At 71.6% G+C, this 19,863-nt stretch carries 16 protein-coding genes; 5 read left to right on the top strand and 11 right to left on the bottom strand.

Features of this window, described 5'->3' with window-relative positions; all coding sequences use genetic code 11:
- Window positions 1–76 precede the first annotated feature (76 nt).
- The 4 genes from meaB to J8M50_RS26870 all read right to left on the bottom strand — a co-directional run bounded on the left by meaB (window position 77) and on the right by J8M50_RS26870 (window position 5,820).
- Entirely contained in the window at window positions 77–1,060 is a 984-nt protein-coding gene (gene meaB, locus J8M50_RS26885; protein WP_010359889.1) for a methylmalonyl Co-A mutase-associated GTPase MeaB, read from the bottom strand.
- Entirely contained in the window at window positions 1,057–3,231 is a 2,175-nt protein-coding gene (gene scpA / locus J8M50_RS26880) for a methylmalonyl-CoA mutase (RefSeq protein ID WP_010359888.1), read from the bottom strand. Before scpA ends, meaB begins: the two co-directional genes overlap by 4 nt.
- On the bottom strand, window positions 3,231–5,015 hold the full coding sequence (locus tag J8M50_RS26875) for a methylmalonyl-CoA mutase subunit beta (protein WP_010359887.1): 1,785 nt from the start codon (window positions 5,013–5,015) through the stop codon (window positions 3,231–3,233). Before J8M50_RS26875 ends, scpA begins: the two co-directional genes overlap by 1 nt.
- 112 nt (window positions 5,016–5,127) lie before the next feature.
- Window positions 5,128–5,820, bottom strand: coding sequence for an alpha/beta fold hydrolase (locus tag J8M50_RS26870; RefSeq protein ID WP_010359886.1), 693 nt, complete (start codon window positions 5,818–5,820; stop codon window positions 5,128–5,130).
- 101 nt (window positions 5,821–5,921) lie between these two features.
- On the opposite strand from J8M50_RS26870, the gene J8M50_RS26865 reads away from it, so the two are divergent.
- Window positions 5,922–7,433: a hypothetical protein gene (locus tag J8M50_RS26865; protein ID WP_029184605.1), complete on the top strand. Its 1,512-nt coding sequence runs from the start codon at window positions 5,922–5,924 to the stop codon at window positions 7,431–7,433.
- Here the strand turns inward: J8M50_RS26865 and J8M50_RS26860 are convergent.
- Both J8M50_RS26860 and J8M50_RS26855 read right to left on the bottom strand, forming a co-directional pair.
- Complete coding sequence (locus tag J8M50_RS26860) at window positions 7,416–7,826, bottom strand: VOC family protein (RefSeq protein WP_059048313.1); 411 nt, start codon at window positions 7,824–7,826, stop codon at window positions 7,416–7,418. The genes J8M50_RS26865 and J8M50_RS26860 overlap by 18 nt on opposite strands.
- Window positions 7,827–7,920: 94 nt before the next feature.
- Complete coding sequence (locus J8M50_RS26855; protein WP_059048312.1) at window positions 7,921–9,039, bottom strand: erythromycin esterase family protein; 1,119 nt, start codon at window positions 9,037–9,039, stop codon at window positions 7,921–7,923.
- Between the two features lie 58 nt (window positions 9,040–9,097).
- On the opposite strand from J8M50_RS26855, the gene J8M50_RS26850 reads away from it, so the two are divergent.
- Together J8M50_RS26850 and J8M50_RS26845 are read left to right on the top strand one after the other, a co-directional pair.
- Complete coding sequence (locus J8M50_RS26850; protein WP_029183635.1) at window positions 9,098–9,820, top strand: TioE family transcriptional regulator; 723 nt, start codon at window positions 9,098–9,100, stop codon at window positions 9,818–9,820.
- Entirely contained in the window at window positions 9,817–10,029 is a 213-nt protein-coding gene (locus tag J8M50_RS26845; RefSeq protein WP_010352144.1) for a hypothetical protein, read from the top strand. Before J8M50_RS26850 ends, J8M50_RS26845 begins: the two co-directional genes overlap by 4 nt.
- A 7-nt stretch (window positions 10,030–10,036) precedes the next feature.
- Here the strand turns inward: J8M50_RS26845 and J8M50_RS26840 are convergent, their stop codons facing one another.
- The gene (locus tag J8M50_RS26840) at window positions 10,037–10,915 is read right to left on the bottom strand and encodes an NADP-dependent oxidoreductase (protein WP_010352145.1); all 879 of its coding nucleotides are present in this window, start codon (window positions 10,913–10,915) and stop codon (window positions 10,037–10,039) included.
- A gap of 93 nt (window positions 10,916–11,008) precedes the next feature.
- Between J8M50_RS26840 and J8M50_RS26835 the strand changes: the two genes are divergently transcribed.
- Complete coding sequence (locus tag J8M50_RS26835; protein ID WP_010352146.1) at window positions 11,009–11,398, top strand: MerR family transcriptional regulator; 390 nt, start codon at window positions 11,009–11,011, stop codon at window positions 11,396–11,398.
- 152 nt (window positions 11,399–11,550) lie between these two features.
- Here J8M50_RS26835 and J8M50_RS26830 read toward each other — a convergent pair whose 3' ends face one another.
- Window positions 11,551–12,900, bottom strand: coding sequence for a M20/M25/M40 family metallo-hydrolase (locus tag J8M50_RS26830; RefSeq protein ID WP_010352147.1), 1,350 nt, complete (start codon window positions 12,898–12,900; stop codon window positions 11,551–11,553).
- A gap of 114 nt (window positions 12,901–13,014) precedes the next feature.
- Here J8M50_RS26830 and J8M50_RS26825 point away from each other — a divergent pair, with 114 nt between their 5' ends.
- Window positions 13,015–15,249, top strand: coding sequence for a zinc-dependent metalloprotease (locus J8M50_RS26825; RefSeq protein ID WP_010352148.1), 2,235 nt, complete (start codon window positions 13,015–13,017; stop codon window positions 15,247–15,249).
- Here J8M50_RS26825 and J8M50_RS49285 read toward each other — a convergent pair.
- The 3 genes from J8M50_RS49285 to J8M50_RS26800 form a co-directional block, all read right to left on the bottom strand.
- Entirely contained in the window at window positions 15,246–16,919 is a 1,674-nt protein-coding gene (locus J8M50_RS49285; protein ID WP_010352149.1) for a sugar-binding protein, read from the bottom strand. The genes J8M50_RS26825 and J8M50_RS49285 overlap by 4 nt on opposite strands.
- A 101-nt stretch (window positions 16,920–17,020) precedes the next feature.
- The gene (locus J8M50_RS26805; protein WP_010352150.1) at window positions 17,021–17,968 is read right to left on the bottom strand and encodes an NAD(P)H-dependent flavin oxidoreductase; all 948 of its coding nucleotides are present in this window, start codon (window positions 17,966–17,968) and stop codon (window positions 17,021–17,023) included.
- Window positions 17,962–19,857: a HEAT repeat domain-containing protein gene (locus J8M50_RS26800; RefSeq protein ID WP_010352151.1), complete on the bottom strand. Its 1,896-nt coding sequence runs from the start codon at window positions 19,855–19,857 to the stop codon at window positions 17,962–17,964. Before J8M50_RS26800 ends, J8M50_RS26805 begins: the two co-directional genes overlap by 7 nt.
- Window positions 19,858–19,863: the final 6 nt, after the last annotated feature.

The following is a 19,863-nucleotide window of genomic DNA, read 5'->3' as shown; positions in this document are numbered from 1 at the left end:
CACCTCCCGCACCGACCATAACGTGAAGCGCACCTATCGCGTACGAACGGCGTACGTGTCGCGCACGAAGGGACGCTCAGGAGCTTCCGGCGCCGAACGTCTTCAGGATGCGGTCCGCCGCCAGCGCCGGGGTCACCGTGCCCGTGCGGATCTCCTCCTCCACCGTGGGGGCCAGGGCGCGGACTGCGGGGTCCGTGTGGAGGCGGGACAGGAGTTCGTCGTGGACCATCGACCAGGTCCACGCGACCTGCTGGTCCTGGCGGCGGGACGTGAGGCGGCCTGTGGAGTGCAGGAGGGTGCGGTGCTGTTCCAGGCGCTCCCAGAGTGTGTCCAGGCCCGTCTCGTCGCGGGCGCTACAGCTGAGGACCGGCGGGGTCCAGGCGGCATCGCGGGCGTGCATCAGGCGCAGGGCGGCGGACAGTTCGCGGGCCGCCGTGCGGGCGTCGCGTTCGTGGGGGCCGTCCGCCTTGTTCACCGCGATCACGTCCGCGAGTTCCAGGACGCCCTTCTTGATGCCCTGGAGCTGGTCGCCGGTGCGGGCCAGGGTGAGGAGGAGGAAGGAGTCCGTCATGTCGGCGACCGCCGTCTCGGACTGGCCGACACCGACCGTCTCGACCAGGACGACGTCGTAGCCCGCCGCCTCCATCACCACCATCGACTCGCGGGTCGCCCGTGCCACCCCGCCGAGCGTGCCCGAGGTCGGGGAGGGGCGGATGAACGCCGCCGGGTCCACCGACAGGCGTTCCATTCTTGTCTTGTCGCCGAGGATGGAGCCGCCGGTTCGGGTCGAGGACGGGTCGACGGCGAGGACGGCAACGCGGTGGCCCAGGCCGGTGAGCATCGAGCCGAACGCGTCGATGAACGTCGACTTGCCCACGCCGGGGACGCCGCTGATGCCGATGCGGCGGGAGCGTCCGCTGTGCGGGAGCAGCGCCGTCAGCAGTTCCTGCGCCGGGGCGCGGTGGCGGGGGTGCACCGACTCGACCAGGGTGATCGCCCGCGCGATCACCCCGCGCTTCCCCTCCAGGACGCCCTTGACGTAGACCGCGACGTCCGTCACAGGGCGTGTCCGAGGCCGGATGCCAGGCGCTCCACCAGGTCGTGGGCCGCGTCCGGGACCACCGTCCCCGGCGGGAAGACCGCCGCCGCGCCCATCTCCAGGAGGGTCGGGACGTCCTGCGGGGGGATCACTCCGCCGACCACGATCATGATGTCCTCGCGGTCCTCCGCCGCCAGTTCCTCGCGCAGGGCGGGGACCAGGGTGAGGTGGCCAGCCGCGAGGGAGGACACGCCGACGATGTGGACGTCCGCCTCCACCGCCTGGCGGGCCACTTCCGCCGGGGTCTGGAAGAGGGGGCCGACGTCGACGTCGAAGCCGAGGTCGGCGAAGGCCGTCGCGATGACCTTCTGGCCGCGGTCGTGGCCGTCCTGGCCCATCTTCGCCACCAGGATGCGGGGGCGGCGGCCCTCGGCCTCAGCGAACGCGTCCACCAGGGCCCGGGTGCGTTCCACGGTCGCCGACTCGCCTGCCTCGTTGCGGTACACACCGGAGATCGTACGGACCCGGCCCGCGTGACGGCCGAACACCTTCTCCAGGGCGTCCGAGATCTCCCCCACCGTCGCCTTCGCGCGGGCGGCGCGGACCGCGAGGTCCAGGAGGTTGCCCTCGCCGGAGGCCGCGCGGGTCAGGTCGTCCAGGGCGTCGCGGCACGCCTGCTCGTCGCGTTCGGCGCGCAGGCGGCGGAGTTTGTCGATCTGGCGGGTGCGGACGGCGGAGTTGTCGACGCGCAGGACCTCGATGTCCTCGTCGGTGGCCACCCGGTACTTGTTGACGCCGATCACCGGCTGGCGGCCCGAGTCGATACGCGCCTGGGTGCGGGCGGCGGCCTCCTCGACGCGGAGTTTGGGGATGCCCTCGTCGATCGCGCGGGCCATGCCGCCGGCCTGCTCGACCTCCTGGATGTGCTGCCAGGCGCGGCGCGCCAGGTCGTAGGTCAGGCGCTCGACGTACGCGCTGCCGCCCCACGGGTCGATCACCCGTGTCGTGCCCGACTCCTGCTGGATCAGCAGCTGCGTGTTGCGGGCGATGCGGGCCGAGAAGTCCGTGGGCAGGGCGAGGGCCTCGTCCAGGGCGTTCGTGTGCAGGGACTGGGTGTGGCCCTGGGTCGCGGCCATCGCCTCCACGCAGGTGCGGGTGACGTTGTTGAAGACGTCCTGCGCTGTCAGGGACCAGCCCGAGGTCTGTGAATGGGTGCGCAGGGACAGGGACTTGGCGTTCTGGGGGTCGAACTGCTTGACCAGTTTCGCCCACAGGAGGCGCGCGGCGCGGAGTTTCGCGATCTCCATGAAGAAGTTCATGCCGATGCCCCAGAAGAACGACAGCCGGGGGGCGAAGACGTCGACGTCCAGGCCGGCTTCACGGCCCGCGCGGATGTACTCGACGCCGTCGGCGAGGGTGTAGGCGAGTTCCAGGTCGGCCGTCGCGCCCGCTTCCTGGATGTGGTAGCCGGAGATCGAGATCGAGTTGTATCGGGGCATGTGCTGGGAGGTGAACGCGAAGATGTCGGAGATGATCCGCATCGACGGGCCCGGCGGGTAGATGTACGTGTTGCGGACCATGAACTCTTTGAGGATGTCGTTCTGGATCGTCCCCGCGAGTTTCTCCGCCGGGACCCCTTGCTCCTCCGCCGCGACGATGTAGAGGGCCAGTACCGGCAGGACCGCGCCGTTCATCGTCATCGACACGCTCATCTTGTCCAGCGGGATGCCGTCGAAGAGCTGGCGCATGTCGTAGATCGAGTCGATCGCCACGCCCGCCATGCCGACGTCGCCGGTGACGCGCGGATGGTCGCTGTCGTAGCCCCGGTGCGTGGGCAGGTCGAAGGCGACCGACAGGCCCTTCTGGCCCGCCGCGAGGTTGCGGCGGTAGAACGCGTTCGACTCCTCCGCCGTGGAGAAACCCGCGTACTGGCGGACCGTCCAGGGCTGGTTGACGTACATCGTGGGGTACGGGCCGCGCAGGAACGGTGCCGCGCCCGGGTACGTGGACAGGAAGTCCAGGCCCTCCAGGTCGTGCGCCGTGTACAGCGGTTTCACCGGGATGCCCTCGGGGGTCTCCCACAGCGGGGCGTCGCCGCCCGCCGCGTGTTTCAGCGCCGCCTCCCAGTCGGCCGGGGTGCCGTCGGCCGACGGCGTGCCCAGTCCGATCCCGGAGAAGTCGGGGATCCCCATCACGACACTCCCAAACGGTCGAGGGTGGCGGTCAGTACGGCGACCGCGTCACAGCCCGCGAAAACGTACGTATCGACACCCGGGTAGGTGCCCCGGCCCGCCAGCGACACGTGGGCCGCGCCCTGGGACTTCAGGGTCTGCGCGGTCCGTGTCGCCTCCTCCTCGTACACGGTGTCGCTTGAGCACAGGCACACCTCGGTGGTGCCGCTCTCCTGGAACGTGCCCTCGGTGACCGGTTCGATGCCGCCTGCCTGGAACAGGGCTGCCGCGAAGGAGAGGCGGGCGGTGTGGACGGCGGCCGGGCCCAGGGCCGCGAGGTAGACGCGGGGGCGGGTGCCCGTCGCGGCGAGGTGGGCGTCGGAGCGGGCGCGCAGCACCTCGTACGCCTCGTCGCGGCGTACGCGCGGCAGGCCGCCCGTCGGGGGCTGCGGGGCGGGTGGGCGGTGTACGGGCTTCTCCGCCAGGTACGGGAACTCGCTCACCCCGGTGATGGGTTCGCGGCGTTTCGCCAGCTTCTTCGAGCGGTCCGCCCACGTCGCCGCGAGGTCGTCGGCCAGGCGGCCCGAGCGCAGGGCCGACGCCATGCCGCCGTCGCGCTCGATGCCCTGGAAGAACTCCCAGGCCGCGTGGGCGAGTTCGTCCGTCAGGCGCTCCACGTACCAGGAGCCGCCCGCCGGGTCGATGACGCGGGCCAGGTGGGATTCCTCGATCAGGATCGTCGACGTGTTGCGGGCGATGCGGCGGGCGAACGCGTCCGGGAGGCCGAGGGACTCGTCGAAGGGGAGGACGGTCACCGCGTCCGCGCCGGCCGTGCCCGCCGCGAGCGCCGCGACCGTCGTGCGCAGCATGTTCACCCACGGGTCGCGGCGCGCCATCATCACCGGGGACGTCACCGCGTGCTGGAGCTGTGCGGTCGGGGCCCCGCAGACCTCCGTCACGCGCGACCACAGACGGCGGGCCGCCCGGAACTTCGCGATCGTCAGGAACTGGTCGGCCGTCGCCGCGTACCGGAACTCCAGTTGGGCGCAGGCCTGTTCGGCACTCAGGCCGGAGTTCGTCAGGTCGCGGAGGTAGGCGACCGCTGTGGCCAGGGAGCAGGCCAGTTCCTGGGCGGCCGAGCCGCCCGCCTCGTGGTACGGGAGGGCGTCGACCGTCAGCGCGCGCAGGCCCGGGTATCCGTCCGTGCAGCGGCGGGCCAGGTCCGCCGACGGGATGTCCGCGCGCTCGCCCGTGCGGGCCTCGTGGCCCAGAGGGTCGGCGCCCAGGTTGCCCCGTACCGCCTTCCCCGCGACGCCTGCCGCGTCGTACAGGCGCAGCAATTCCCGTGCGGACGCGGCTGTTTCGGCGCCCGCGTCCAGGACGACGGGGGCCAGGTCCAGGTAGACGCCGTCCAGGGTCGCGGCGAGGTGCTGGGGCGGGATGCCGGTCAGCCACAGGGACGTGACGCCGTTCTCCAGGTCCATGAGGACGGCGTCGTTGTGCGGTGTCGTGTGCCGCTGCCGTACGTCCCAGCCGCCGGCCGTGTTGCCCTCCGGCCTCGATCCCCTCGTGAACGGAGCGAAGCCGGGCAGGCCGGGGTCGGGGGCTGTGTCGTGCGCGGTGTAGAGGGGGCGGGTGCGCAGCCCGTCCTCCAGCGCGGTGGACAGGGCTTCCTCGGCGGCGGTTCCCTCTACGTCCTTGCCCGTTTTACGCAGGACACCCGCCACCAGGCGCTGCCACTGCTCATGGGGTACGTCGGGGAATTCGCCGGCCAGTTCGAGCCCGTCGTCAGGCAGGACCGTCATGGTCGGATGCTAGGACACGGGCGCGGAGGAGCAGAGGGGGCGCGGCTGTGACCTTTCCCTCGGTCTCGTTGTGATCGCGATCTCTTCGGGGTCGGGGTGATCTGTTCAGGGGTCAGATCCAGCCGTCCAGGGACTTCATGAAGGCGTCATGGTTGTCGCGGTGGATGGTGTGGCCGGTGCCGGTGACGGGTCTGACCTCGAATCCCTGTTCCTTGAGGCGGGTTGCGAGTGCGGGGCTGACGAGGGGGCTGGGGTCGGCTGTCAGGACGAGGGAGGGGACGATCGGGTGGGTGGGGGTGCGGTCGAGGGCGTTGGGGCCGAGCACCGCGTGGGTGGTGTCCGGGTCCCAGTCGGCGAGGGTGGCGAGTTCGATGTCCAGGTCGGTGGTGGTCCAGTCGGGGTTGCGGGTGGAGAGGGTTTCGCGGGTGGCGTGTTTGAGGTCCGTGTAGACGGCGGGGTCGACGGTTCTTCCGTGGTGCAGGGCCCAGGCGGGGTCGGCGTAGACGGCTCGTGCGGGGGTCAGGCGTTCTACGGCCAGGGCGAGGGCCATGCCGCCGAGGGAGTGGCCTATCGCCAGGTCCAGGTTGTGCGGGAGGGTTTCGGTGAGGTCGTCGGCCCAGGATTCGGCGCTGTAGGGGCCTCGGGGGCTGGTGCCGTGGCCTCGGAGGTCCACGGCGATCACGCGGTAGCCCTTGGCGGCGAGGGCGGGGCCTACTCGGTGCCAGGTGCGGTGGTCGGACATGATGCCGTGGATCAGGGCGGCGGTTCGGGGGCCGGTTCCCCATTCCTGGGTGTGGAGTTTCATCTGGGCCTTTCCCTTGCCTCTGGAGAGCGTGGTGATCACATCATCCGGCCAGAGGGAAAATCGCGGGAACTGTGGGATGGGATTCGGGCACGATGCCTGCTGTGGATGATGTGTTGCAGGGGCTCGCGGCCAATCCCGCGTTGCCGGGTGAGCTGGTCGATCGGTTGATCGGGGTCGCTGACGATGACGTCGTCGGGGTTCTTGCCGAGCGGGAGGATCTGAGTCGGGGGCAGGTGGTCGCGTTGGCGGGGCGGGGGGAGGGTGCCGTTCTGTCGTTGGCTTGGGCCGGGAAGTTGGCGGTCGGTGACGTCGATCCGGTGAGTCAGCCGCTTGCTGCGATCGCGATGCTTGATCAGGGGGTGGGTGATGTGGAGTGGGCTCGGGTTCTCGCCGGTGATCCTGTTGTCGAGCATCGGGAGAAGTTGGCGAGTTGTCCGGGGCTTCCGGACGATGTGGTCGAGCGGCTCGCCGGGGACGTCGACGTGTCTGTCGTCGCCGAGCTTGCGTGGTTCGCGTCGGCGGAGGTGGCGGCGGGGCTCGCCCGGCATCCGCATGCCGAGGTGCGGATCGCGGTGGCGGGGAATTCTCGGACGCCGCCGGAGGTGTTGGCGATGCTGGTCACGGGGGTGGGGTTGCCTCCGGTGCGGTGGTGTGTCGTGTGTGAGCGGGTGGAGATTCCCTTCGTCCATCCCAGCGACTGCATGCGGTCCGACTGCGATCTGCCGTCCGGGGCCGCTTGTGACGGGTCGCATCAGTCGTCCGCCCACTCGATCCTGCATCGGGTCGCGGGCAATCCAAGTACGCCCGCCGGAGCCGTCGCCGGGTTCGCGGATCATCCGGAGATGCTGATCCGGTGGCAGGTGGCCGAGCGTGCCGACCTGCCGCAGGACGTGTACGCGCGGCTCGCGGTGGATCCGTACGCCGGTGTGCGCGGTGCGGTTGCCGGGAATCCGGCGATCGGGGAAGCGGTGGCGCGGGTACTGGCCGGGGACGAGGACGTCTCGGTACTGCGGGAGCTCGCGCACAACCCTGCCGCACCGCTCGATGTGCTCGTCTCGGTCGCCGGGGTCTCCAAGATCGGCGCGGTGTTGTTGCCGAGGGTGGCCGCCGCGAGTCCTGCGGAGGTGGAGGAGCTGGCGGCGTCGCGGAGTTCGTCGGTGCGGGCGTTGGTGGCTCTCCGGTCGGATCTGCCGGAGGCTGTGCGGGATGCGTTGGTCGTCGATCCGGATGCGAAGGTGGTGAAGGCCGTCGCCCGGCATCCGGGGCTGTCCGAGGGGCAGTTGAGGGGGATGGTCGAGCGGCACGGGGTGCGGGTCGCCGCTCAGGTGGCGGTCAATCCTGATGTGCCGTGGGGGTTGTTGGAGGAGTTGGCGCTCCAAGTGCGGCCTGTGGGGAAGGTGTTGCGGGCGGTGGCGGGGCGGGCCGACGCACACGGGGCGGCTCTGGTGGCGTGCCTCGGGGAGGTGCGGGCGCGGCGGGTGGCTGCCGCGCATCCTGCTCTGCCGGTGGAGGTGATCGTGGAGTTGCTCGGGCATGAGGAGGACGACGTGGTGGAGGCGGCGGCCTCCAATCCCTCGCTGCCGGTCGAGGTGATGCTACGGCTGCTGGCGTGAGGTGAGGATGTCCGTGTAGTGGCGGTTCTGCATGATGCCGAGGACGTTTCCGAAGGGGTCGAGGACCGAGGCGCCGGTGAAGCCGTCGCCGAACTCGCGGAGGGGTTCGTGGAGGGTGGCGCCGAGGGTGAGGAGGCGGGTGAGGGCGGATTCGGCGTCGTCGACGTGCCAGTAGATGACCGCTCCGGAGGCGGGGGCGACCTCGTGGGCGCCCAGGGTGCCCGCGTGTGTGGCGTCCAGGAGGCCGAGTTCGTGTTCGTAGTCGCCGATCCGGTATTCGGCGTAGCCGGGGCGGTCGAAGTAGGGCTCGATGCCGAGGAGTTCGGTGTACCAGCGCTTGGCGGCGTCGAGGTCGGCGGTGTGGAAGCGGACGGTGGTGACGCCGCGCAGCATGGAGGCTCCCTCGGTCGGTCTGTTGGTGCCGTGGGAGTGAAGGTAGGTGGCGTCTAGGTCGGGTTCTGTCCTAGACGTCGGGATCGCGGGAGGGTTAGACGTCCTTGACGTAGACGAGGGCGTCGATGGTTGGTAGGTGGCTCGGGTCGAGGGGGGCGTAGCCGAACCAAGGAGACACTCGGGGACGGATGTTGGGGAGGTGGGCCGGGTCTATGACGTACTGGGGGTACGGGATTTCGTACAGGAGGCCCTCCAGGGTGTCCGGGGGTGGGGTGTCTACGCCCCGGTGGTGGAGTGTGCCGAGGGCTGTCGCCGCGAAGGCGTAGTTCTTGCCCAGGCGGGCGGTCACCAGGGCGCCCGCGCTCCACCATTCGACCCTTTCCTGCCACATCTGCATCGAGCTCTTCTCGCGCTGGAGGTGGGCGTTGTGGGCGTGGACGAAAGTGGGGCCCTGGTCGGCGAGGGCGAGGAGGTTGTGGGCCATCGTCGCGTCGCGCTGGGCGCACAGGCGGGTCATGCGGGTGGGGGTGGGGTCGGCCATCCAGTGGTGGTAGCGCAGGAGGGCGGTGGCGGTGCGGGCGTACAGGTCGGCTCGGGCCGAGTGGGGCTGGTGGTCGAGGAGAGCCGTCACGTCGTCGGTCAGGAGGCGGAGTTGCTGTGCTTCGGGTGAGCGGCCCGGGGAGCGGGTGGGGTCGAGCATCGCGGCCTGGTCGGTCCAGCGGGCGTCGGGGCCGAGGAGGCGGTCGAGGTGGGCGGTGTCCAGGGCTAGGTGGGTGTGGAGGGCAGTGAGGGCCTCGCGGGGGCTTTCCGCGTGGGTGATCTCGAAGGGGCCGTCGAAACCGGCGAAGTGGACGTGTTCGGCGGCGGGGCGGGGCTCGTTGTGGGCGCGCATCCAGCGTACGAGGTCGCGGTTGGCGCGGTGGGTTCCCCAGTCGTGGCTGAAGCCGTGGGTCATGACGTCGTCGAGGGTGCCGGTGCCGGTGGTGATGTAGTCGTCGGCGAGGAGGGCCTTCAGGCAGTCGCTCTCGATCGCGATCGTGCGGTAGCCCTCCTGTTCGGCGAGTTGACGGAAGACGTCGTTGCGGAGGTCGAGGAGGGTGTTCTCGCCGTGGGTGGGTTCGCCGAGGGCGAGGAGTCTCGGGCGGGTGGGGAGGAGGTCGAGGATGGCTCGCGCCTCGGCGGGACGGGCGGTGTCCTTGATGTCGGTGACCATGCGTTCAACGGTATCTTTGAACCTTCGGTGGAAGCTTTTGCGGGATTTCGGCGGGGGTATGGGACATAACCTTCAAACGAGTGGGAAGCTGCGGCCGGTCGATCTGGCGCGGGGGCACGGGATTTCCACGCAGGCCGTGCGCAATTACGAGGAGGACGGGATTCTTCCCGTCGCCGGGCGGACGGTTCATGGGTACCGGGTCTATACGGCTGTGCACGCGCGGGCGTTGGGGGCGTTTCTCTCGCTGGTGCCGGGGCACGGGCATGCGACGGCCTCGGCGATCATGCGGGCCGTGAACTCGGGGGACGTCGACGAGGCGTTGCGGATCGTCGACGGGAGTCATGCGCAGTTGCTGGAGGACCGGCGCACGCTGGAGGCCGTGGAGGGGGCGCTCGGGGATCTCACGCCGGTGGACGAGGCCGGTGGGGTGTTCATCGGGCCGCTCGCCGCGCGGCTGGGGGTGCGGCCGGCGACGTTGCGGAAGTGGGAGCGGGCCGGGCTGGTGCGGCCCGTGCGGGACGCGGTGACCGGGTATCGGGTGTACGACGCGGGGGCGGTGCGGGATGCGCGGCTGGTGCATCAACTGCGGCGCGGGGGTTATCTGTTGGAGCGGATCGCGCCGGTGATGGCGCAGGTGCGGGCGGCGGGTGGGGTGGAGCCACTCGGGGGGTTGCTGCGGGAGTGGCGGGGGCGGTTGGCTGTGCGGGGGCGGGCGTTGCTGGGCGGGGCCGCTGAACTGGACGGGTATCTGCGGGAGTTGGAGGGGGTGGGGCTCTCGTGAGAGGGCTGGGACTCCTGCGCGGGGGTGCGCCCTTGTGTCTCCAGGTGGCCGGTGGTGAGGTGGCGGACCTGGTGGTGGAGGCCGCCGGCGGCGGTTTCGAGGTTGTCGGCGTCGCAGGTTGCGATGGGTCGCGGGTGTTGGAGGGGCGGCCCGTCCCCCGGCGCGAGCCGCCTCGGGAGGCGGTGTCGGTGCGCCGGGAGTCGGCTTGAGGCTTCCTCAGAACGTGAGGAGGATCTTGCCGAGGACTCCCCCGGCCTCGAACTCCTCGTGCGCGGCGCGGACTTGGTCGAGCGGGTGGCGGGTGGCGATACGCAGGCGCAGATCACCCTTGTCGATCAGGGCTACCAGGTGGGCGAGGTGGGCCGCGTTCTCCTGGACGTAGCTCTTCGTCGCGCCGGGGACGTCGGGGAGGGGTTCGTCGGCGATCGAGACGTACCGGCCGCCGGGGGCCAGGAGGTGGCCCGCGTCCAGGCCTGCGGTGTCGAGGATCGCGTCGTACGTCGCCGGGGTCAGGTCGGTGAGGGTGTGGGTGACGTGTACGGCACCCAGGGCGCCGGCCTCCGCGAGGTGCGCGGGGCGGGAGACCAAGGCGTCGACCTCGGTGCCGGTGTGGCGGGCGAGTTGGACGGCCAGACCGCCCACGGCTCCGATGGCGCCGATGACGAGGAGGCGGGCACCTTCCGTCAGGGCCGTCTTGTCGAGGGCCTGTACGGCGGTGACGCCGGCCAGCGGGAGGGCGGCGGCGTCCGTGAGGGGGACCGTCGTGGGGGCGTGGGTGAGCAAGTGGGCGGGCAGGGCGACGAGTTCGGACCAGGTGCCGCGGGCCGTGGCGATCTGGGCGGACATCGCGACGACCTGGTCACCGGGCTCGAAGGGGGCGTCGTTCGCGGTGACGACCGTGCCGGAGAGGTCCCAGCCGAGGGTGGCGGGGAGGGCGGGGCCGATGTCCTTCGCGCGGGTCTTCCAGTCGACCGGGTTGAGGCTGCTCGCGGCGGTCCGGATCAGGACCTCGCCGGGGGCCGGGACCGGGTCGGGAATCTCGCGGACGGTGAGGACTTCGGGGCCGCCGTGGTGGTCGATCTGTACTGCGCGCATGGTGCGTACTCCTCCGGGAGGGCATCGATCTTGTTCGCCTCCGACGCTAGGCTCTGACATCGGTGTGAGAGTCAAGCCGAAGGGGAACTGCCGGTGCGTATCGGGGAGTTGTCGCGCAGGACCGGGGTGCACGAGCGGCTGCTGCGGTACTACGAGGAGCAGGGGCTGCTGTGTCCGGCGCGGCGGCCCAGCGGGTACCGGGAGTACGCGGACGACGATGTCGACACCGTCCGGCGTATCCGCTCGCTGCTCGCCGCCGGGCTCAGTACCGCGACGATCGGCGCGATCCTGCCGTGTCTGCGGGATACGCCGGAGGGGTTGGTGCCGACGTGTTCGGACCTTGTCGCCGATCTGCATCGGGAGCGGGAGCGGATCTCGGGGTCGATCGCTGAACTCCAAGCGTCCTTGGGGGCGTTGGAGCGGGTCATCGCGGCGGCGCCGGAGGATGTCACGCGGCGGGCGTTGGCTGCGCTCGACAGGTGAGCGGGGACGGTGTGGTGGGGGCGTGCGGATGCCCACCGGCCTTGTGCCGTCGGCGAGTTAGGGGGCGCGGTGACGGCAGCGTCGGCCAACTAGGCCAAAGGGGGCAACTCAACTCCCCTTCCGTACAGGCGCGTTCGACGGCCCGCCTCCCTTCATGACGCTCCGCCCAGAAAGACGCGGACCACCTCGTCGAGCGCCCGGGTCGTGAGGTGCAGGCTCTCGACGTCCACGTGTTCGTCGTCGCCGTGGAAGAGCCTGCGGGTCTTGCCGACGTCCCAGCCGGGCGCGTACACGCCGAAGCCGTACGCCACTCCCCCGGCGTCGCGAACGAAGCGTGCGTCGGTGCCGCCCGCAGTGAGGGTGGGGAGGATCTCGGCGTCGGGGAGCTGGTGGCGGATCGCGTCGCCCATCACGTCGTACAGGCGGCCCGCGGGGGACGCGGAGGCGGTGCGGCGGGACAGGCGCTCGATCTCGACGCGGTCGGCCAAGTCGCCCAGGGCGGTGCGGAGTTCGGCGTCGATCTCGTCGTCGTCCTGGCCCGGCAGCGAGCGTACGTCGACCTCGATGACGGCCGTGGCGGGGATGACGTTGAGCTTGTCGCCGGATTTCAGGACGGTCGGCGCGAAGGTGAGGTGGGTGAGGGCGTGCGCGAAGCGTGCGCTGTCGCCGAGGTGGACCAAGTGGTCGTCCAGCGTGTCGGGGTTCAGGAGTCCGGCCGTGACGTCGGCGGGGAGCCCGGTGGCGTGGACGAAGTCGTGCCAGCGCTCGTCGGTGCGGGCCGGGGTGCGGTGGCGGGCCACCCTGAGCGCGGCCTCGGCCGCGAGGAGGGCCGCGTTGTCGGTGCCCCAGGGCATCGAGCCGTGCCCTGAACTGCCCCGGACGTGCAGGCGGCGCGGGAAGGCGCCCTTCTCGCCGACGGTGACCGTGACCGCGCGAGGTCCCACGCGGGCGCCCGCGCTCTCGGTGAGGGCGTGGTCCCAGGGCAGCAGGCCGGGTGCGTGTTCGGCGATCCAGCCGACGCCGTAGCGGCTGCCCGCCTCCTCGTCGGCGACGGCCGCGAACACCAGGTCTCCGGCGAGCCGGTGCGGCGTACGGGAGACGGCCTTGGTGACGACGGCCATCGCGGAGGTGAGGTTGAGCATGTCGATCGCTCCCCTCCCCCACACGATGCCGTCGCGGACCTCGCCGGAGAACGGGTCCCGGCTCCAGGTGCGCGGGTCGGCCGGGACGACGTCGGTGTGGCCGAGCAGCGTCAGTGCGGGAGCCTTCGGGTCGTGGCCGGGGACCCGGAAGAGGGTGGTGACGCGGCCGGGGACGGGTTCGACGCGTTCGGTCTCGACGGCGGAGCCGGAGAAATAGTCGGCGAGGGTGTCGGCGGTGCGTGCCTCGCCGCCGGACTCCGGGGTGGGGGTGCCGTCGTTGACGCAGGCGTTACGGATCAGCGCCGACAGCAGGTCGACCGTTTCCTGGGGGTCCGGAGTGGCTCGCCGGTGAGGGCTCATACACTTCATCGTCGGTCTGTATTCATGCGGATACAAGCGGATACCTGAGGGGGGAGGGTTCTCCATGAGTCCGCAGAAGGTAGCCGCCTCCTCGCTCGATGAAAGGTTCCGCCGATGCCCGGCTTCCTCGACCTCGTCCCGGACCCCGAAGGGCGCCCCCTGCTGGGCATCCGCCGGTTCGACGAGCCGTTCCTCCTGACCGTCTCCCTCTCCCAGGGCCTCGGCTCCAGCGAGCTGTGGCTCGACCGGGGGCGGGCGGGCAAGGCGCGGCTCGTGGAGTTCCGGCGGGTCGGGGAGCGGGTGCTGTTCGCCGTGCGGAACAAGCACTTCCTGAGTACGGGGGACGCCGCCGCCGTGCGCGCCGGGGCGGAGTCGTTCGCGCTGTCCGTCGTGTGGAGCGGGCCGGTGCTGCGGGAGGAGGGCGGGCTGACCGTCGTCGATGCCACGGGGCTCTCGCTGTACGACCACGACCGGGTCGCCGAGCATCTCGCCGAGCACGGGCAGGGCGAGTACGTCCTCGACGAGCCGACCAGCGTTGCGCTGGCCGCGTCCGCGTCGCCGCGCGGGGTGCGGCTGCCGGCGCTGCTGACGTTCCGGGGGCCCGGCCGGGGTGCGGCCGTGCGCGCGGTCGCCGCCGATCCGCGCGCGCTCAGCGTCGTCCAGCAGCTCAATCTCGTACCGCTGCCCTCGTCGCCGATGCCCGCGCGGAGTTATCACCCCGCGTCCGGCGGGTACGGCGTCGGCTATGTCGATCACGGGCTCGGTGGGCGGCAGGTGAAGGTCCAGCCCCGGTTCCGGGTGGGGGGCGGGGCTGCGGCGGTCGTGTTCCAGGTCGATCCCGCCGTGCCGGAGCCGCTGCGGTCGGCGGTCGTCGAGGGCGGGAACTGGTGGCGGGAGGGGTTCGCCGCGATCGGGCTGCCCGAGGCGTACCGGGTGGAGGTGGGGGGCGCGGACTTCGATCCGTACGAGCCCGGGGTGAACGGCGTCGTGTGGGTGCACCGGGCCGGGCGCGGGTGGTCGCTCGGGCAGGGGCTCACCGATCCGCGTACCGGGGAGGTGCTGCACGCGCGGGTGCGGCTCGGGTCGCAGCGGGTGGAGCAGGTGCGGGCGCTCGGCGAGGCGCTGCTCGCGCCGTACGGGCGGCGCGACGAGGCCGAACGGCTCGCCGCCGTCGAGGAGTTGGTGCTCGCGCGGATCCGACAGCTGGCCGCGCACGAGATCGGGCACGCGCTCGGGTTCATGCACAACTACGCCAGTACGACGCACTTCCATCCGTCGGTGATGGACTATCCGCACGCCCGGATCGGCGTGACCGCGGACGGGACCCTGGATCTGGGGGACGCGTACGCGGTCGGTCTCGGGACCTGGGACCACTTCCTCGTGCGGCACGCGTACGGCGATCTGACGGATGCGCAACTCGGCGAGCTGAGGGAGGAGTTCAGGCACCTCGCGTACGTCACCGACGAGGACGGGCACGGGCCGGACGCCGCCCATGCCGACGGGGTTCCGTGGGTCACCGCCGGGGACGCGCTGCCCGCGCTGGAGCACATCCTGCGGGTGCGGCGGATCGCGCTCGCCGGGTTCTCGCGCGGTGTGCTGCCGCCCGACCGGCAGACCGGGGAGCTGGAGGAGCGGGCCGTGCTGCTGCATCTGCTGCACCGGCACGAGGTGACCGCTGTCGCACGGCTCGTCGGCGGGGTGCGGTACGGGTACGGGGTCGCCGGGGACCGTGGGGCGGGGACGGTCGTGGTGGAGGCGGAGGTTCAGCGGAAGGCGTTGAGGCGGCTCGCCCGGTTGTTGCGGGCCGAGGAACTCGCCCTGCCCGAGAGCGTGTTGGGTGTGCTGACGCCGCCCGCGATCCGGTACGGGCGGAGCAGTCAGTACTACGACACGTTCGCCGGGCGGGTCTTCGATCCCTTCAGTGCCGTGCGGGTCGCGGTGACGCTGGTGACGGAGGCGTTGTTGGATCCGGCACGGCTGAACCGGGTGGCGTGGCAGCATGCGGCCGATGTCTCGGTGCCCGGGGTGGCGGACGTTCTCGACGCGATCCTGTCGGCCACCTGGGGGCGTGCTGACTCCGTGTCGGCGGATGTGCCTGCGGGTACGGCCGTGCAGCACACCGCCGACTGGGCCGTTCTCCAGCACGTTCTGCACGTCCTCGACGGGGGCGGGCTGCACGCTTCCGTCCGGACCGAGGTGCGTGCCGTGCTGCGGCGGTTGGCCGTGGAGCTGGGGCAGGGCAACGAACGGCGGCGTGATGCCGCCGAGTTCGTGACCTCGTACCTCGCCGATCCCGCCTCGGTCCGGCTGGAGCCGTTGCCCCGGGTGCCGCCGGGGGCGCCCAACTAGCGTTTCGGGAGCGGTACTCCTGTGCGGCGGGACTGAGCCAGGGACGCCGGGGAATCCGTGCTGCGGGCTGCCTCCGTGGGGATCTGCGGGGGTGTCCGTGGCATCGGGGGCGGGGTGTAGCCGGTCAGGCGGGCCGTTCCCCAGACGTACGGGTCGGCCTGGGGGCTGCCGTACGGGGACCAGGCCAGGCGGGTCTGGCCGGTGTGGTCGGTCGTGTCGGAGTCGTAGACGAGGATGTTGAGGGCGAAGCGGTCGGGGTCGGGGGGTGCGGGGAGATCCGTGAGGGGGATCTTCGCCTCGATCGTGTAGCCCTGGGGCGTTGGGTGTGCGGCGACCTGGAGCGGTGCCGGGCCCTGGTGGTTGTCGGCGTCCCGTTCGGCTGCCGGGTGTCCGTGGGGGGTGGTGCGGGGGACGATGCCGGTTTTGAAGGTGGTCGAGGTGTCGTCGGCGTCGCCTCGGGGGTCTATGGCGATCTCCACGGAGTCGGTGCGCCAGTGGCGTTTGACGTCGGTCTCTTTCAGGGCCGCGCTCTGTCTGTCGTCCTGGACCCGGATCAGGACGTACAGGTCGTCGCCGTGGCGGGCGAGTTTCGCGGTTGCCGAGCAGTCCTCTGCGGTGGCGGTGTCGCCCTGCCAGTGGGTGAGGGGGAGTTCGGGGCCGGGGTATTCGGCTTCTCTGCCGGTCAGGGTCGGGGGGCGGGTGGTTGCGGGGATCGTTGTTGTCGGGCGGGGTGGGTAGGCGGGTTGGGCGTTGTTCGCGAGCCAGGGGAGGCCGATGCGGTGGGTCCAGTCGCGGAACTCGGCGTACAGGGGGCGGAGTTCGGGTTGGTCGTGGACCGGTGCCTCGATCGGGTGGGTGTCTTCGGCTAGCACGGTGAACCAGTCGGAGTCGAGGTGTGCGGGGACCTTCGGCGGGAGGGTGGCCCAGCCCTGGGTGCGGTAGGCGCGGGACGCGTGGCGTTCGGCCTGGGCCCAGGTCGTGCGGTGTGCGCGGGAGGGGGTGCCGGACCAGACTCCGATCACGGGGAGGCCGGTGTCGGGGTCGGTGCGGCGGGTTTTCGGGGCGTCCGGGCCCAGGAGGTGCTGGAAGTTGGCGTTCTGCGCGAGGAGGCAGCGGGGTTGCCAGGGGGCGAGGTGCCGGAACGCTGTCGGGTCGGCTGCCTTCCAGAACGCCTCGATGGCCAGGCGGGCGGAGAGTTGGTGCGCGCCGTGCTGGCCGAAGGGGCGGGGGTCCATCGTGACGACGGTGTGGGGGGTGGTTCTGCGGATCAGGTGGACGATGCTTCGGAGGGTGTCCTGTTCGTTCCAGATCCGCGCGGTCAGGGGTGCGGAGAGTGTGTACCAGAAGTCGGGCTTGTCGAGGTAGTAGACGTTCTCGATGCCCGCGTACGCGGTCGCCGTGCGCTCCTCGGTCTCCCTGAGCAGGCCCAGTTCCGCGCCCTCTTGTGGGCCCGTCGCGTTTCCGCCGCCCTCTCCTCGGGTGACCGTGAGGACGGAGGTGGTCAGGCCGTGGAGTTCTCGCCATTGACCGAACGTGGAGAGGTTCTGGGCCTCGTCGTCGGGGTGGGCGCCGATGAAGAGGATGTCGGTGTGGGCGGGGTTTTCGCGGGGGCTCGCGGCGAGGGCGCCTGCGGCTGCCAGGGCCGTGGCGAGGAGGGTTCGGCGGCGCATGGGGAGTCCTGGGTGCGGGGCGGGTGGACTCGCACGGTAGCGCTCTTACCGGGCGGAAGGCCGCAGTTGACGTTGTTTCACGTGAAACATGCGGAAAGTGGTCAGAAGCGGTTCAACGCCTCCTGTGCCTCTGTGGCCATCCTGGTGACCAGTTCCTCGGCGGACGGCAGGTCGGTGATGAGGTCGACGGCCTCGCCCGCCCAGACCGGGCGCGGGGTGATCGTCCCTGCGGCGAGGTCGTCCTCGTAGTCCTGGCGGGCCCGGGGGTCGGCCGTCGCTTCGGCCTCTCTCCCCCGCCAGCGGTCCAGGTGCGGGTGGCCCAGGGTGCGGGCCGGGTACTGCGCGGGCCAGGCGGAGCCGCGCACGATGTCCAGGACCCGGCTGCGCTCGGTGTCCTCGCCCCGGCCTTCGAGGATCGCCTTGGTGATGGCGGGGTCGACGAGGGCTTCCGTGCTGGCCTGGAAGCGGGTGCCGACGACCGCGCCCGCCGCGCCCAGGACGAGGGCCGCCGCCACGCCTCGGCCGTCGGCGATTCCGCCCGCCGCCAGGACCGGGACCGGGCCGACGAGGTCCACCACGGCCGGGACGAACGGAAGCGTGGAGCGTCCGTGTCGGGCTCCGTGTCCCCCGCCCTCGGTGCCCTGGGCCACGATCACGTCGGCTCCCAGGTCCGCCGCCCGCCTCGCCTCCTCCAGATCCGTTACCTGGAGGATCAGGCGCGCCCCCGCTTCTCGTACGCGTTGCGTGTACGGGCTGGGGTCGCCGAAGGAGAGCATCACCGCGTCGGGGGCGTAGGCCAGCGCCCGGTCCACTGCGGCGAGGTCGATGCCCCAGGTGAGGAAGCCGACGCCCCATGGTCTCCCGGTCGCCGTAACGAGCGGGACCTCGCGGGCGAGCCAGTCCGCGTCGCCGTCGCCGCTGCCGAGGATGCCGAAGCCGCCCGCCCGGCTGACGGCGGCGGTCAGGGCGCCGCCCGCCGAGCCGCCCATCGGGGCCAGGGCGATGGGGTGCTGGACGCCGAGCAGTTCGGTGAACGGGGTGGTCAGCATGGCCCCTCCGCAAGGAGTTCGGTCACGGCGGTGCGGATGGTCTCGTCCTCGGTGAAGGAGCGCCAGCCGGAGAAGTAGTGGAGGCGGTGGTCGGTCGTGGGGACGGTGTCGAGGAAGCGGGGGGCGTGGCCCATGCGGGTCAGGTGGCGTACTGCGGCGAGCATCACCGGGACGTAGGTGCCGTTCGGCAAGTCGCGTATCTCTGCTGTGAGGACAGGGATGGTGTGGTCGGTGTCGCCTGTCGCGGACCACAGGGCGTGGGCGGCATTCACCCGGGTCCAGGGGTCGATGTCGGTGGTCAAGGTGCGGAAGCGGTCCGCGAAGGGGGCTGCGTGGGGGCCCAGGTCGGCGAGTCTGCGGACAGAGGGGGCCTCGGTCGTTTCCAGGAGAGGGGTCGGGTCTCCGGAGGTTTTCCAGTAGGCCCAGGCCGCCAGTTCGGGGTCGCCGGGGGTGCGTGTGCGAAGCAGCAAGCGGGCGCTCGCTTCGTGGGCGGCTTCTCCCATCGCCGCCAGGGCTGTCGCCGCCGGGGTCCAGCGCTGGTCGTCGTGCAGGAGCGGGAGGAGGTGGGGGATGGCCGGGTGTGCTGCGGCGCCCCAGGCGGCGAGTACGTCGCAGAGGCCGCGCGGGTCCTTCGCCGTCGCGAGTCGGGTGGTGAGCGCCGGGAGCAACCGGTCGGCGTGGTCCGGGAGTCGGGTGAGGACTTCCTGGAGGGAGGGGAGGACGGGGCGGTGGGGGCGGCCCGAGAAGTGCAGGCCGCCTCCCCAGGTCAGCCCGGCCCTCGTACCGGTCACGCACTCGGTCAGGGCCGGCAGGCAGCGCGGGTCGTTCATGCGGGCCAGCGCCCACACGGCCGCGCCGGCGACGGTTTCCGCCGTGCGGGTCGTGCGTACGCCGGTGTCGTCGAGGAGGAGGGCGACCTCGTCGGCGTACGCGGTGGCTGTCGGGCCGAGGCAGGCCAGCAGTTCCACCGCGCGGTAGCGGACCTCGGTGGCGGGGTCGTCGAGTCGTCGGGCGATCTCCGGGAGCAGTGCCGTCGTCGGTGAACGCCACTGTGCGAGCAGGTCGCCCGCCTGGGCGAGGGCGCCGATGCGCTGCTCGTCGTCGGGGTGGTCGGCGAGGAGGCCCAGGGCGTAGACGGGGGATGCGCCGGGGAAGAGGTCGGCGGTCCAGTGCTGGACTGCTCGTGGGCCGGCGGCGATCGAGGAGGTCTGCCGCCACAGGTCGACGCTGGGATCGCGTACGGCTTCCAGTGCCTGGGGCAGGTGGTCCGGCGCGACGGGAGCCAGGGCGTGCAGGGCGGCGAGGCGGAGTTGGGGGTGGGGTGCGTCGAGTTGTTCCCGGAGGAGAGTTTCGGCTTCGGCGTGGTGGTCGCCGGTCGGGGTGCGGCGGGTCGCCTTGCCGAGGGCGAGGGTGAGTTCGAGGCGGGTGGGGAGGTCGGTCTCGGTCCGCCAACTGTTCAGGAGGGTGGGGAGGAGGGCGGCTCCGGGGGTGGCGCACGCGCCGATGACGTCGGCTGCGGCGCGGCGGATCTCCGGTTCGGGGGCGGCCAGCAGGGCCAGGACGCCGGGCAGGGCCCGGTCCCAGGCCGGTGGCCAGGCGGGGTCCAGGAAGCGTTCGGCCACGCGGCCCGCCTCCCCGGCGAGCATCGCGATCAGTTCGAGGATCGTCAGACGGCCGGGGACGTCCGAGTCGGCCGCGAGGCGCAGCAGGTACGGGAGGGCGGCGGAGGCCGCCGGGCAGATCCAACCGCCTTGGTGGAACAGGAGGTTGTGCAGCTCGTCCGCCGCTTCCTCGCCGTCCGGTCCCGCGCATCGGCGCAGGAGTTCCGGTACGTCCTCGGCGGTTCCGTAATTGTGTTCCAGCACCGCCCAGTTGATCTGTTCCCCCATGCGCGT

Source organism: Streptomyces acidiscabies (assembly GCF_020010905.1).
Taxonomy (GTDB): domain Bacteria; phylum Actinomycetota; class Actinomycetes; order Streptomycetales; family Streptomycetaceae; genus Streptomyces; species Streptomyces acidiscabies.
This window is presented reverse-complemented; position numbering and strand designations above follow the sequence as displayed.